The following is a 12,578-nucleotide window of genomic DNA, read 5'->3' as shown; positions in this document are numbered from 1 at the left end:
GCTGATGACGCTGTCCGCCGAGCTCCAGGCCGGCGGCATCCACCTCGAACTCCTCACCGGACCGCTCACCGGGATCTACGACCTCAACGGCATGGGCGCCTGCGCCATCATGGACAAGACGGGCGCGGTCGTCGCTCATCTGCGGATCAGGGCGAATACCGAGAGCGTGAACGAGGTCCTGAACAGGCCGCGCAACTCCATCCCCCGCTCACACCGCTGCGCACTGCGAGCCTGTTCCTGAATCCCATATCAGCAAGGGATATCAGCCCGAATTGGATCTTTGTGCAGCGATCGCTGATCGGGGCTCCCCACGGAGCGAGCGGAAGCGGCCATACCGACGCGATCCCCACGTACGCGCCGACCCGCTGGCGGGGACATTGTCGTGTTCATCGAGCGGCAGCGAAGGCGCGGGGAAAACGCGGGAGGCCATGCCCATCGGTGCGCCCCCGCGAGACACCGAGATAGGGAGTAAGCGCGTGACTACTTCGGACGAAGCCCCACCTTCAGTTCTAGCGGTCGTTGCAACACTGCCTGGCTCAGGTGGTGAGTAGATCACGTAGACGCTCGGCTGGTGTATCCCAACCGAGCGTCTTGCGTGGGCGGCTGTTGAGTTCCTGCGCGACGTGTTCGAGGTCTTCGTGACTGTGCAGGCTCAGATCGGTGCTCTTGGGGAAGTACTGACGCAACAGGCCGTTGGTGACGCCGGCCTTGAGGCAAGACACTGGAGGGCGACCACCCGCGGTGCCGTGGGGGCGGTGGTAGTTGTCGTGGATGTTCCCTGGGCTGATCGCGGCTGTGCGTTCGTCCTCGCTGGTGAACTCACGTGCGTAGAGAACCGCTTCGGCCAGGAGATCCGCTGATAGCGCTCCACCTTTCCGTTATGGCGCGGGGTGTGGGGCCTGGTCCGTTTGTGGCGGGACCGGTTGCCGACGACGCGGGCGAAGTCACCGGAGCGATAGCAGGCTCTGTTGTCGGTGACGACGCGGTGGACGTGAGTGATGCCGTGGGCGGCGAACCAGACCTTGGCGCGGGTCAGGAACGCGGCTGCGCTTCTGCCCTTCTCATCGTTGTGCGGTTCGGTATAGGCGAGTCGGGAGAAGCCGTCGGCGATCGAGTGCAGGTAGATGTAGCCGCGCTTTGCGCCGGCGGTCTTGGCACGGTCGACGGTCTTCGCTTGGTCGGAGTCGCGGCCGTGGGCGCGCCAGCCGCCGCCATCGGGGAGATCCGTCCGACCTTCTTCACATCCAGGTGCACCATAGGCCTGGCCAGCGGGCGGTGATCTTGCGTGTTTCCCGGTTGGACTCGCCAGACGGGTCGAGGTTCCGGCGGTGGCTCAGCCCGAGTCGTGCAAGGTGCCGGGTCACGGTGCGGCGGTTGATGCCGACCCCGGCCGCAGCCAATTCGTGGGTGATCCGCTGGGCGGACCACTCGTGCTCGCGGCGCCAGGTCTCGATCTGAGCGATGATCTCGGGCGGGGTAGCGTTCGGGCTGGTGTGCGGGGTCGACGGCTGGTCCAGCAGGCCGAGTTCGCCGTGCCGCCGCCACCGGTTGTCCCACTTCGACGCACACGCGCGAGAGATTCCCATCTCGGCTGCGACGTGTGCGATCGGGCGGGTTTGGCAGCGCTCCACCAGGCGTCGCCTGCCCTGGACTGTCAGCGGGGCATTGCGGTGTGTCATCGCGCGGTCCGCGTGGGCTGGGGCCGCAGCATGCCCGTTGCGGTGAGGGCGAGGAGGAGCACCAGCGCGAGGCAGCTGGCGAATGCGAGGGTGAGCGCATGCCCCGGGCTGCTGGTGTGGTTCAGGTAGGTCGCGCCGAGAAGGGCCACGCCGAGGGTTCCGCCCAGTTGCTGGACGCTGTTGAGCAGGCCGGCGGCTGAGCCGGTCTCGTGCGGTTCGACCCGGGAGAGCGCCGTTGTGAAGAACGGCACGGTCAGGAGTCCGCCGCCGAGCCCGGCCACGGCCAGTGAAGCCGGTATCCAGAGGGAGGCCGCCACGGGCGCGGCAGCGACGCTGGAGGCGACAGCTCCGCCAAGGCAACCGAGTGCCAGGATGCCGATACCGGGAAGCATGAGCGTGGGCCCCAGCCTGGGCAGCAGTTTCTGGCCCGCGATCAGTGAGGAGACGGCGAGGCCGCCAGAGAACGGCAGTACGGTCAGGCTGGCCGTCAGTACCGAGCCGTGCAGGCCGCTTTGCACGTAGAGGACCACCGTGAACACCAATCCGGTGGAGACGGCGAAGTACACGGTGCTCGTCGCGAGTGCCGAGGGGAACCCTCGATCGTGGAAGAGGCTGGGTGCGACGATGGGGTCTCGCCCCTTTCTGCCGAGCCGTCGAACATGGGCGATCAGCGCGACGGCTCCGACGAGTGCCGCGACAGCAAAGAGCGTCCTCAGCCGCAGTGACATCGCCTCGTTGATCACGGGCACGGTGATCGCGGCAGCGACGGCCGCACTCAACAAGACTCCGACGATGTCGAGACCGGGCCTACGTGCCGCTCGGTCCTCGACCAAGTAGCGCGCGCCGGCGAGGACGAGGACTCCGAGTGGCACGTTGACCAGGAAGACGCCACGCCATGAAAGGCCGGCGAGGTCGGCGCGGGTCAGCACGCCACCGAGCACTGGCCCGGCCACCGCTGTCAGGCCCATCACCGGGCCCATCAGGCCCAGAGCCTTGCCGAGTGCCGGGCCACGGAACGCCGCTTTGATGAGGCCGATGGTCTGGGGAATGACGAGCCCGGCGAACACGCCCTGGAGGACACGTGCCACCAGCAGCACGGACATGCCCGGCGCGGCGGCGCACGTGAGAGACGAGACGAGGAAGCCGAGCACGGCGGCCACGAACACCCGGCGGCGGCCGAGGATGTCGCCCAGGCGGCCACCGGGGATCAGCGCGATGGCGAAGGGGAGGGTGTAGGCCGCAGCGACCCATTGAATACTCGAAGGCGGTCCGCCGAGGTCAGCGCGGATCACCGGCGCAGCGACGGTCGTGATACTCGCATCCAGCAGATTCATCGCCTCGGCGAGCAGAAGCCCGCCCAAGGCGGCCTGCCGTCTGAAGGCACGGTGTTCGGCATGAGCCGGAATGTCACCGGCAACCCTGTCAGTCATCATGCGCCCAGGATCAGCAGGATCTGAGCGGCATGGATCGCTGCTCGACCTGATTCGAGCGGAACTAGCATCAATGGGACGGTGTCAAGCAGTAATGTTCAAGGAGGCTTTCTGTGGACCGGCTCGACCACCAGATCCTGCACGCACTTGGAGTAAACGGGCGGGTCCCGTTCCGCCAGCTGGCCGCCGTCCTGGAGGCCAGCGAACACACCGTCGCGCGGCGCTATCGCGCTTTGGTCGAACGCGGCGTCGTCCGCGTGGTGGCCATGCCGCCACCACGCGATGACGACAACGGCCAGCTGCTCAGACTGCACGTTCACCCCGGATCAGGCACCCGCCTCGCCGACGCCCTTGCGCGCCACGACGACGTTGCCTGGATCAGGACCGCAGGAGCCGGCGGAGAAATCCTCTGCGGCGTACGCGCCGCCTCCACACCGGCCCGCGACCACCTGCTACTCGAACAGCTCCCCAAGACGGGACGAGTCACCGCCGTCACGGTGTACGAGGTGCTCCACCACTTCCGCACACCTGGCCATGCCGACTGGGAAGGCTTCCCCGACCAGCTCGATGACGAGCAGCGCAACCGGATCCGTACCGACGAGCCGCACGATGACGAACCGTGCCAGAGCGCCCCCCAGCTGAAGGCCCAGGACCATAGCCTGCTCGATGCGCTCAGCCAGGACGCGCGGCAGTCCGCCGCCCGCGTTGCCGCCGCGACAGGGCAGGCCGAAGCGACGGTACGACGACGCCTCGAAACCCTGCTGGCCTCCGGGGCGATCCGCCTCGACCGAGACCTCGATCCACTCCAGCTGGGCTACCCCATCGGCGCGACGCTGTATCTGGACGTCAGTCCCGGACGCCTCCACGACGCCGGAGACGCACTCGCCCGGCACCTACCAACCACGTTCGTCGCTGCCGTCACCGGGCCGACCAACCTTTACGCGGCAGTCGCCACCAGGACGATCCACGAGTTGTACACCTACGTGCGCTCCACGCTGGCCTACGTCGAAGGCGTACTGCATATCGAAACCAGCCTCACCAGCCCCTACGTCAAGCACGCCCGCACCATCCGTACCCCCGACGGCGTCAACAAGGTCCTGCCCCGCAACACCTAGCAGTGCCCGAAACACCGCACCGCTCGGACCACACCACGGCCGATACTTCTTCGGTGCCCACTCACTCGAATGGGAACTGGCTCCTGCGGCGTTGTGCTCCGTTCGGCCGCCTCAGGCAGCGTTGTCGGCACCCAGGTTGCCGGCGTCGTTGCAGTTACGGGCTCGGCACTTGATGTCGTCGACGGGCCAGGAACGGGTCGGGGGCGCGTGGAGATGCCGAGCGGCAAGGCCGTATCCTGCAGCGGGCGAGGCAGGCGCTGCTCATGCGTCGTGCCCGTCCTTGCAGCCGGGTGACCCCTTCCGTATCAGGTGCCCGACGAACGACCTGGAGGTTGACCGGTGATCACTCTGACCGCAGTCGGAGGAGTGGCCCTGGTCGAACTGGGCATGGCGCTGACTCCGGGACCGAACATGATCCACCTCGCCTCCCGCGCGATCACCCAAGGACGCAGGGCGGGCCTGGTCAGTCTCAGTGGGACCGCCGTGGGATTCGTGTGCTATCTGCTGGCCGCGGCTGCGGGCCTGTCTGCGTTGTTCGCCGCCGTGCCGATGGCATTCACGGTGATCAAGCTTGCCGGGGCCGCCTACCTGGCTTACCTCGCCTGGGGCATGCTCAAGCCCGGCGGCCGCTCGCCCTTCGCCCCGGCCCAAGACCTGCCTCCGGTCTCCGACGCCCGTCTGTTCTCGATGGGGCTGCTGACCAACCTGCTCAACCCCAAGATCGCTCTGATGTATGCCGCCCTACTGCCCCAGTTCTTGGACCCGCAGGCAGGTCCGGCCTGGGGCCAACTGCTGCAGCTCGGTGGTGTGCAGATCGTCGTGGGGATCTCCGTAAACGCTCTGATCATGCTGGGCGCAGCGCGGGTGTCAGGGTTTCTGGCCGCCCGGCCCCGCGCCATGACCGCCCAGCGGTTCACGGCAGGCGGCCTGCTCGGCGCCTTCGCGCTGCGCACCGCTCTGTCCCGCAGTGCTGTCCCCACCTGAGCCAGGCCCACGTCACTGTGACGCCAGTCCTGCTGTGAGTGCCGTTACGGGGACGCAGATGGCACCCGGTAGCCGAACCGGGCCCTGGTCTCCACCGTGATGCCGGTCGCGGCGGTCTGCTTGCGTCGGCGTTTGCGGACCTGGGGCTGCTGGCGGGACCGTACGGCGTCGTCGATCTTCGCGGCGATGTCCTTGGGCGGGTTCTTTCGCGCGCCGCGCCGGTAGTGGTTGACGGAGTCGGCGGTGACGCCGAGCTCCGCGGTGACGGCCTTCGCGTCTTCATCTGCTTGAGCAGGTAGTCGATGCGGCCCTGGAGGGTCTTGGGCGGCTCCCGGGTGAACGTCTCTCGTCGGCCCGCTCGATGGCGTCGTCGATCTCTCGCACGGTGTCAGCTCCCTTCGGGGGTGGCGACCTGACCGTCGGGGGCAACGAGCCGGAACCAGGTCTCGCACGGGCCGTGCATCCAGAGCGCGGACTACGGCGAGATGCGGTGGGTGCGCATGGAGAATTGCAGGGCGTCCACCTGAAGGCGGTCCAGCGTCCGGTCCAGTTCCGCACCGGCCTCCAGCCGGGGCGGCCTCGTGCCGGTGTGGACGTCGGGCACGGCCCTACTCGCCTTCGTCCAGGACGGCGTGGCCGCCCTGGATGTGGCGGGCCGGGTTGAGGCCCTTCTCATCAGGTCGATCGCCCAGAGCATCTCCTGGACTCCCTCCAGCTTCGCGACTTGCCCTGCGGGCGCTCGCGCAGCTTGCCCACGCCGCCCTTGACGGTCGCTTTGATGGCGGCGAGGACGGCCGCCAGGCCTGGGTCGACCTGCTTATGCCGCTCCATCGCCGTGATGAACTCGGGGTCGTCCAGGTCCTTGGTGACGCGCAGGTCGGCGAGGGTGCCGACGTAGGTGGTTCTGAGCCGATCGTGCCACGGGTCCAGGCACGCGCCGGTCTCGCGGCGCGGGTACGCCTCGGTGGGCTGGACGTTGCAGCCGAACTCCTGGGCGTAGGCGACGGTGTGCGTCTGGTACCAGGCCGGTCCCTGGGGGCGCTGCCCGGCCTGTGCGGGACGGTAGATCCGCGCGCCCACGGCCCGAACCCACGCTGCGTCAGCGGGGAATCCGTGTCCCGGGCGCCGTGGTGATCGTTGCGTAGGCATGAGTTCGCCAACCGCTGCCCGAACGGCCGTCGTCAGCCACGTTCTGCTGGGAGCCGTTCAGGCGGCTCCGGAAGTCGGCTTGTCATGACGTCAGGAATGGCCTCCGCGGAAACTCCCTACGCGTGCTACCTGCGCCTGCCGGACCTTCTGGCCCTGCAGCGCCCCCGGACCGCCGAAAGGCAGCCGGCGCAGTGGGCAGACGAGCACTTCTTCATCGCCGTGCACCAGTCCGCCGAGGTCCTGGCCAGCCAGGCGTTGGTCGACTTGGAGATGGCCCGGCAACCGGCCCAAGACCCCGATCCGGATACCGACCGGGAGTGCCGCACCCTTGCACACGTACGCCGGGCGACGGCGATCGTGGACCTGCTGGAGCAGCACCTCGCGGTACTCGAACACCTCTCACCGGAGAGGTTCGCCGCCTTCCGGCCGCTGCTGGACAACGCAAGCGGTGCCCAGTCCAGCCAGTTCGCCACGCTGTTCGCCCTCATCGACGAGACGGGCTCGCACTCGCCGTCCCAGCGGCCGGGCACCGAGACGGGTACGTCGGGTGCGCCGGGCGGTCCTGGCGGCGACGAGGCGGTGAAGGCGTGGTGGACGTTGCGCTCGGCGGTCACGCGGTGGCGGACCCGCCATCTGCTGCTGGTGGAGCGGATGATCGGCGACCAGCCCGGTACCGGTGGCACTTCAGGGCTGGCTTATCTGCGATCGCGTATCGCCCTGCCTCCGTACGACACCGGCGCCACGGAGCCCGTTCCCGGCCCTGGCCCCGGCTGAGCGCGCTGCTCAGCGGGCGGCGATGAGCTGCGCGGTGACCGGGACGCCGGGGGTGCGGGAAGTGCTGATCATCTGCAAGCGGGGTCCATCGGGGCCGGGCTGCCACTGGCCTCCGGCCAAGGGCACCGTGGCGACGTTGAGGGTGGGCCCGGCGGTCCAGTCCAGAGGGCCGACGATGGTGTCGAGCCGGGTACGGGCCAAGGTCGCGGCGATGGCCGCCCGGTCGGTGGGATCAGCAGTGGTCGCCAGCGCGTGGTGGGCGACTTCGAGCAGGGCGTGAGCCAGACCGAGGGGCTGCAGCCACGGCCTTCCGGTCGTCTCCTCGTAGGTGTCGGCGAGTTCCTCGCAGCTGCTGTTGTCGAGGCTGGAGCGGTACGGGTGCCCGGGCGACCAGTACACCAGTGTGCCCACCCGCATGTCGGCCAGCTCGTCGCGCACCTGCGGCGAGTGAGCGACCGCGGCGTGCGGGTAGGTCAGCCAGCGCGAGCACGTCACCAGCCGCGGCCGCACACCGCTCTCGCGTGCCTGGCGCAGGAACAACGCCAGGTCGCCGGCGGTGGCGGCACTAGTGACGACATCCACACCCGCACCACGCATCCGCTCCACGTGCCTGGTGAAATCGGTGGCCGGCTCCTGGTAGCCGCCCGGGTCGACGAGCCGGTGCCCGCGACGGGCGGCTGCGGCCGTGAAGCCGAACTGCTGGTCCCGCGACAACCTGCCCTGCAGGCCGTCGTTCCACAGGCAGCCGACGACTGCCTCGCCCTCAAGTTTCTCCCACAGGTCTGCGAAAGCGTTGGCGATGTCGTCCAGCCCCCACGCGAAGTGGTAAGTCCAGTCGAAGACAGCCATCGGGTCCCCGCCCCGCGCGGCGCCGAAGGCATGCCAGGGAAAGGTGGTCGACACGCACGGCACACCAAGCTCCTCGCAGGCCGAGGTCACCGCGGGCAGCACCTGCGTACCGGCCATGGTCAGTACCAAAGACGCCCGTTCCTCCTCGGCCAGCTCCCGCACGGCCTGCCGGGCCGCGTCCGGCTCGGAGCGGTTGTCGCGCACGGCGACCCGCAGGCGACGGCCGCCGTAGGTCATGCCGTCCAGCCGCGGTGCCAGGGCCCGCAGCACGAACGACAGCGGCTCACCCAGCGGGGCCAGCCGCCCAGTAAGCGGCGCGACCACACCGATACAGGCCGTCGCTGCCGTACCCGCCTGTCTTCCTGAGCCCATCGTGTTCCTCCACTCATGGCCTCCCTCGGGCCGCTGCCACACCGGCGCCCTGGCTCCCCTCACCGCCCAGGTGGCCACAGACCCAGCACAAGCCACCACCGCGCCCGTACCCAACCCGCAGCAGAGAAGTTCTCCGAGCACTGCGAGGGCTGCGAGGCCCGCCAGCACCACGATCCGACAGACAGGACGACGCCGCATGTCGTAGTGAGGGTAAGAACCGTGTCAGTGCGCCACGAGGTGCTGTTGTTTCGGACGGAGGTGGGAGACCACCGTCGCCTCGCCGTCGTAGCGTCGAGGTGAAGCTGGAGGCAGCCTGAACCGGGGATCGCCGGGAAGGGCGAGAGCAGCCTCGACAAGGTCGGGTCGGCCCAGCACTGCCGGATGGGTCAGGCCCGGTGAGCGAGACGGGAAGGTATACGCGAGGAACCGGCGTTGTTACGCCTCTTGAGTTCTTGCCAGCTCCAATCCGGTGGATATGTGGGGTGTACTCAAGGAAGCTGTCACCAGGGGCAAGGTAGCTCTCGGTAACATTCTGGTGCGCGATATCGGCTGACCGGTCAGTTCGAGGGGGCAGCTGGGCCGGGCAGCGAAGTGGCAGGTTCGGCCTCGGCGAGGGCGAGGCGACCGCCCTTCAGCTCGGGAACGTAGTTGTAGATGGTGTTGCGGGAGACTCCGAGCACCTTCGCGATCGGTGCCGCGCCCGCTCATGATGCCGCTGGTGCGCGGCGAGCTGGTCGGGCTGATCTGGGGTCCGCCCGCTCATGGTCGGCCAGGACGCGCTCGCCGGCATCGCGGAGCTCGCGAACATCGCCGCCGCAGCCGACGCGGACGAGGTCGTCCTCGCCCGGGAGACCCACGACGTCGCCAATGCCCGCGAGCTGCCCTTCGTCGGCCCGGCACCGTGCCTGAACAAGGTGCTCGCCCCCCAGAGCGGGCACGTGCTGCATCAGTTCCCCCCACACCGAGCAGCTCCTGGCACGCAGCCCCGAGGGCTGGGCATCGGTCACCCCCGACTGGAGGGCAGCCCCCGCGCCGCAGCCCGGCGGCGCGCTGGTGCCGCCCATCCAGGCCGCGGTGAACTTCGCCTTCACCCCCATCGAGCTGAACCACCCCGACCCGTTCGGCGTCACCGTCGTGGTGATGGAAGAGGACGGCTACAGCGTGCGCCTGACCGAAGCCTTCGCCCGCTGACCCGACAGGAAGAGGAGAGGAGGAGTTCGTGCCCCGCAGTCTCGATGACGGTCACCGTGGTTGACGGTCGCCACCACCGCAGGTTGTCGGCGCGGCACGAGCAGCAGGCGGCCCTGCGCCCTTTCCCGGTGCCGGGCCGGTGGTCAGATCCGCCAGGAGCGGATGCGGCCGGCTGCGTCGTACCCGTCGGCGCGGCCGGTGTCGATGTCGCGTGCGAGGTCGATCAGCGCGCCGTATGGCGGGTCGATGGCTTCGCCCGCGACGTCCATGTACGACGCGACGATCGCAGCACCGTACAGGGCGTTGCGTGCCGGGAGCGGGCGCAGCCGGATGACGGCGTGCATGAGGGCTGCTGCGCGCCAGGCGTTGTCGACCGTGACACCGACTTGCGGGGTGTTGACGCGGTGGCGGGCGATGGCGGCCACGAGGTTGGAGAAGTCGTGGACTTCGGGGTGCTTGGGCAGCACCTCCGCCTGGCGCTCCAGCAGCCAGCGGATGTCGATGTGGAGCTCCACGTCAGGCAGCCCGCCCCTGGTGCCCGGCAGCGTCGATGCGGGCGGGGGCGTCGTCGGGAAACGCCGCGTCGAACGCGTCCGCGTTGTCCGTGACGAACTGGCGGAAGACCTCCGCGGCGCCTTCGAGACGGGGGTCACGGACCGCGTTGAGCGCGGCCTCGGTGATGAGCGCGGTGACCGTGGTGCCCTCGGCCTCAGCACGCTCCTGCAGCTGGGCGTGGAGGTCCTCGGGGACCCGGATCGTCACTGATTTCGACATGCCCCGAACGTACAGCAGGCCGTACAGCGCGGGTACGGATTTCAGCAGAATCGCCACGAAAGAGGCTTGCCCCAGGCAGACGGGGACCCAGGAACTCAGCCGCCCGGCCGAACCGCGTCGACCAGGGAGAACACCGGACCCGGGACCCAGCCGGCCCCTGTGCCGGGTCCGGCTGGCGGCCCTGACACAGATCGGCTGATCAGCGACACAGAAGGGTCTCGCAGAGCTGCAACATCGGTCTGACCCCGGTCATCGACCCGGAGAACAAGGCCCTGACGCGCTCGCGGCTGTCGCACGTCGACCAGAACTACGTACGTGCCGACACCCTCGCCGCGGCGAACGCCGCGCTGATCGCTGCCCAGTCCCGTATCGAGCTGGCCCAGATGTGGGGCGGCGGGCTGCTCGCCTCCGTCGACGGCCTGCGCTTCGTCGTCCCCGTCAAGAGCATCAACACCAAGCCCTCGCCCACGTACTACAGCTACAAACGCGGCGTGACCTGGCTCAACGCCGTCAACGACCAGGTCCGCGCCTACGACCTGCTGCGGATGTTCGGCCGCGAGGGACACCCCAGCCCGCTGGGCGCCGCGTTCGCGGAGTACGGACGGATCGACAAGACCATGCACCTGCTCGCCCTGGTCGACCCGATGGACGACACCTACCGCCGTCTGGTGAACCGGCAGCTCACCGTGCAGGAGTCCCGCCACCGCCTGGCCCGCGCGATCTGCCACGGCGGCCGGGGCCCGATCCGCCAGGCGTACCGCGAGGGCCAGGAAGATCAGCTCGCCGCCCTCGGCCTGGTCCTCAACGCGGTCGTGCTGCGGAAGACCCGCTACCTGGACGCCGCCGTCGCCCAGCTCCGCGCCGCGGGCCCGACGCCAAGGACGAGGACGTCGCCCGGCTCTCCCCGCAAGGACCGGCACATCAACTTCCCGGGGCCGCTACCTCTTCAATATCAAGGCCAGCGGCCCCGGCCAGGGTCTGCGCTTCTTCCGCGACCCGGACGCCTTCGAGGACGGCGAGGACGGGGACTGACGGCCGGCGCCGATGCCCTGGCCGTCGGGCATCTGGCCAAGGGTGCGGTCGAGCGGGTTTGGTCCCAGCGCTGTGCCCCCCCGTCCACGGCCGGAGCTTGTCGGGGTTGCAGGCCGCCCGGGAACGCCAGGTCACATTCACCGGGCCGGTGCCGGCGTCGCTCGGGTCAGGGGGTCAGGACGGTCTTGCCGGCCAGCTCTCCGGCGGCAGCCGGGGCGCGGACCGCGGCCTGGTTGGCACGCAGCCGCTCGGCCAGCTCTCCGCCCTCGACCCGGGCAGTCAGCTCGGCGATCCGGGCGAACCGGCCGGCAGCGCGGGCGTGGACCGTGGCCAGGTCGGCCAGTGGCAGCCGCTGGGCCACCTCGATCGCCAGATCTCCAGCGTCGACGCGGGCGACCAGCTCGGCGAGCTGGGTGACGTCGCCGCGCACGAACACGTACACCGTGCGCACCCCGCGCCCGGCATCCTGCGGGCCGGGAGTGGTGACGCTGACGAAGGTTCCGCCGTCGGCGACCAGGTCCACCAGCTGCGCGTTCTCCTCAGGGCTGCCGGGAGCCAGCTGCAGCACCACGTCGAAGTGCTGCCCGGCCAGCGCCCGCACAACGGGAGTCACGGCGTAGTCGACGATCCGGTCCGCGCCGTAGGAGCGGACACGGTCGCGGCTGCGCGCACCGGCGGTCGCGGTCACGGTGGCACCGGCCTGCGCGGCAAGCTGGACGGCATACCCGCCCACTGCGCTGCCTGCGCCGTTGATCAGGATGTTCTGCCCGGGCTTGAGGTCGGCGTGTTCGAACAGGGCCTGCCATGCCGTCAGCCCGACGAGGGGCAGGGCCGCGGCGTCGGCCAGCTCGACGGTGCGGGGAGCGGTGGCCAGCGCCTCGGCGGATGCGGCGACGTATTCGGCGGCCGCGCCGGGCGCGGCCGCCGGCAGAAGCGCGACCACCGCGTCCCCCACGCTCCAGTGGGGCACGCCCTCGCCGACCTCGGTGATGACTCCGGCCAGGTCGAGGCCGGGAATGTGCGGGAAGGCCAGTGGGAGCAGGTCCTGTCGCAATCCCGCGCGGAGGCCGGAGTCCGCGTCGTTGTACGAGGTGCCGGCCACCTGCACCACTACTTGGCCCACACCTGGCACCGGCCGGTCTGCCTCCTCGTAGACGAGGACGTCACTGCCGCCGTAGGAGTGGTAACGCACTGCCTTCATGGTTTCTCCCCTTCGCTCGCTTGCATGG

Annotated in this window: 13 protein-coding genes and 4 pseudogenes; 6 read left to right on the top strand and 11 right to left on the bottom strand. The window is 69.4% G+C overall.

Annotated elements, in window-relative coordinates; genetic code table 11:
* Window positions 1-4 precede the first annotated feature (4 nt).
* Window positions 5-241, top strand: coding sequence for a hypothetical protein (locus AC5P1B_RS31595; protein WP_493891419.1), 237 nt, complete (start codon window positions 5-7; stop codon window positions 239-241).
* Window positions 242-536: 295 nt separating this feature from the next.
* Here AC5P1B_RS31595 and AC5P1B_RS31590 read toward each other — a convergent pair.
* From AC5P1B_RS31590 to AC5P1B_RS31580, 3 genes and pseudogenes are all read right to left on the bottom strand, one after another.
* Window positions 537-698, bottom strand: a pseudogene (locus tag AC5P1B_RS31590) (transposase); the annotation flags it as partial.
* Window positions 699-1,238: 540 nt separating this feature from the next.
* Window positions 1,239-1,679 carry a helix-turn-helix domain-containing protein gene (locus AC5P1B_RS31585; protein WP_493891418.1) on the bottom strand — a complete coding sequence of 147 codons (441 nt, stop codon included), beginning with the start codon at window positions 1,677-1,679 and terminating at the stop codon, window positions 1,239-1,241.
* Window positions 1,676-3,112 carry an MFS transporter gene (locus AC5P1B_RS31580; RefSeq protein WP_493891417.1) on the bottom strand — a complete coding sequence of 479 codons (1,437 nt, stop codon included), beginning with the start codon at window positions 3,110-3,112 and terminating at the stop codon, window positions 1,676-1,678. Before AC5P1B_RS31580 ends, AC5P1B_RS31585 begins: the two co-directional genes overlap by 4 nt.
* A 110-nt stretch (window positions 3,113-3,222) precedes the next feature.
* Here AC5P1B_RS31580 and AC5P1B_RS31575 point away from each other — a divergent pair, with 110 nt between their 5' ends.
* Entirely contained in the window at window positions 3,223-4,224 is a 1,002-nt protein-coding gene (locus AC5P1B_RS31575) for an Lrp/AsnC family transcriptional regulator (protein ID WP_493891416.1), read from the top strand.
* A gap of 339 nt (window positions 4,225-4,563) precedes the next feature.
* A complete protein-coding gene (locus AC5P1B_RS31570; protein WP_493891415.1) occupies window positions 4,564-5,208 on the top strand; it encodes a LysE family translocator in 645 nt (214 codons plus the stop codon).
* A gap of 59 nt (window positions 5,209-5,267) precedes the next feature.
* Here the strand turns inward: AC5P1B_RS31570 and tpg are convergent.
* The 3 genes and pseudogenes from tpg to AC5P1B_RS31555 all read right to left on the bottom strand — a co-directional run.
* A pseudogene (gene tpg / locus AC5P1B_RS31565) lies at window positions 5,268-5,592 on the bottom strand (telomere-protecting terminal protein Tpg); the annotation flags it as partial.
* Between the two features lie 91 nt (window positions 5,593-5,683).
* Window positions 5,684-5,812: a hypothetical protein gene (locus AC5P1B_RS31560; protein WP_493891414.1), complete on the bottom strand. Its 129-nt coding sequence runs from the start codon at window positions 5,810-5,812 to the stop codon at window positions 5,684-5,686.
* A gap of 4 nt (window positions 5,813-5,816) precedes the next feature.
* A pseudogene (locus tag AC5P1B_RS31555) lies at window positions 5,817-6,255 on the bottom strand (telomere-associated protein Tap); the annotation flags it as partial.
* A 198-nt stretch (window positions 6,256-6,453) separates the two neighbouring features.
* On the opposite strand from AC5P1B_RS31555, the gene AC5P1B_RS31550 reads away from it, so the two are divergent.
* Window positions 6,454-7,131, top strand: a complete 678-nt coding sequence (locus AC5P1B_RS31550) for a tryptophan 2,3-dioxygenase family protein (RefSeq protein WP_493891413.1) — start codon at window positions 6,454-6,456, stop codon at window positions 7,129-7,131.
* 9 nt (window positions 7,132-7,140) lie between these two features.
* Here AC5P1B_RS31550 and AC5P1B_RS31545 read toward each other — a convergent pair whose 3' ends face one another.
* Both AC5P1B_RS31545 and AC5P1B_RS31540 read right to left on the bottom strand, forming a co-directional pair.
* Window positions 7,141-8,352 carry an ABC transporter substrate-binding protein gene (locus AC5P1B_RS31545; protein WP_493891412.1) on the bottom strand — a complete coding sequence of 404 codons (1,212 nt, stop codon included), beginning with the start codon at window positions 8,350-8,352 and terminating at the stop codon, window positions 7,141-7,143.
* Window positions 8,353-8,909: 557 nt separating this feature from the next.
* Window positions 8,910-9,032, bottom strand: coding sequence for a hypothetical protein (locus tag AC5P1B_RS31540; RefSeq protein ID WP_493891411.1), 123 nt, complete (start codon window positions 9,030-9,032; stop codon window positions 8,910-8,912).
* Between the two features lie 373 nt (window positions 9,033-9,405).
* Here AC5P1B_RS31540 and AC5P1B_RS31535 point away from each other — a divergent pair, with 373 nt between their 5' ends.
* Entirely contained in the window at window positions 9,406-9,543 is a 138-nt protein-coding gene (locus AC5P1B_RS31535) for a hypothetical protein (protein ID WP_493891410.1), read from the top strand.
* Window positions 9,544-9,686: 143 nt separating this feature from the next.
* On the opposite strand, the gene AC5P1B_RS31530 is transcribed toward AC5P1B_RS31535, so the two are convergent.
* Together AC5P1B_RS31530 and AC5P1B_RS31525 are read right to left on the bottom strand one after the other, a co-directional pair.
* Window positions 9,687-10,058, bottom strand: a complete 372-nt coding sequence (locus AC5P1B_RS31530; RefSeq protein WP_493891409.1) for a toxin Doc — start codon at window positions 10,056-10,058, stop codon at window positions 9,687-9,689.
* Window position 10,059: 1 nt separating this feature from the next.
* A complete protein-coding gene (locus AC5P1B_RS31525) occupies window positions 10,060-10,317 on the bottom strand; it encodes a YlcI/YnfO family protein (protein WP_493891408.1) in 258 nt (85 codons plus the stop codon).
* A gap of 215 nt (window positions 10,318-10,532) precedes the next feature.
* On the opposite strand from AC5P1B_RS31525, the pseudogene AC5P1B_RS31520 reads away from it, so the two are divergent.
* A pseudogene (locus tag AC5P1B_RS31520) lies at window positions 10,533-11,349 on the top strand (Tn3 family transposase); the annotation flags it as partial.
* A gap of 166 nt (window positions 11,350-11,515) precedes the next feature.
* On the opposite strand, the gene AC5P1B_RS31515 reads toward AC5P1B_RS31520, so the two are convergent.
* The gene (locus AC5P1B_RS31515) at window positions 11,516-12,550 is read right to left on the bottom strand and encodes an NADP-dependent oxidoreductase (protein WP_493891407.1); all 1,035 of its coding nucleotides are present in this window, start codon (window positions 12,548-12,550) and stop codon (window positions 11,516-11,518) included.
* Window positions 12,551-12,578 lie beyond the last annotated feature (28 nt).

The organism is Streptomyces sp. A01 (genome assembly GCF_059026195.1).
The sequence above is the reverse complement of the archived record's forward strand: the minus strand, read 5'-3'. Positions and strand labels throughout refer to the sequence as shown.

Coding starts and splice junctions, on each gene's coding strand:
- AC5P1B_RS31595 (WP_493891419.1), top strand. CDS start 5: ATGACGCTGTCCGCCGAGCTCCAGGCCGGCGGCATCCACCTCGAACTC.
- AC5P1B_RS31585 (WP_493891418.1), bottom strand. CDS start 1,679: ATGACACACCGCAATGCCCCGCTGACAGTCCAGGGCAGGCGACGCCTG.
- AC5P1B_RS31580 (WP_493891417.1), bottom strand. CDS start 3,112: ATGATGACTGACAGGGTTGCCGGTGACATTCCGGCTCATGCCGAACAC.
- AC5P1B_RS31550 (WP_493891413.1), top strand. CDS start 6,454: ATGGCCTCCGCGGAAACTCCCTACGCGTGCTACCTGCGCCTGCCGGAC.
- AC5P1B_RS31545 (WP_493891412.1), bottom strand. CDS start 8,352: ATGGGCTCAGGAAGACAGGCGGGTACGGCAGCGACGGCCTGTATCGGT.
- AC5P1B_RS31525 (WP_493891408.1), bottom strand. CDS start 10,317: ATGTCGAAATCAGTGACGATCCGGGTCCCCGAGGACCTCCACGCCCAG.
- AC5P1B_RS31515 (WP_493891407.1), bottom strand. CDS start 12,550: ATGAAGGCAGTGCGTTACCACTCCTACGGCGGCAGTGACGTCCTCGTC.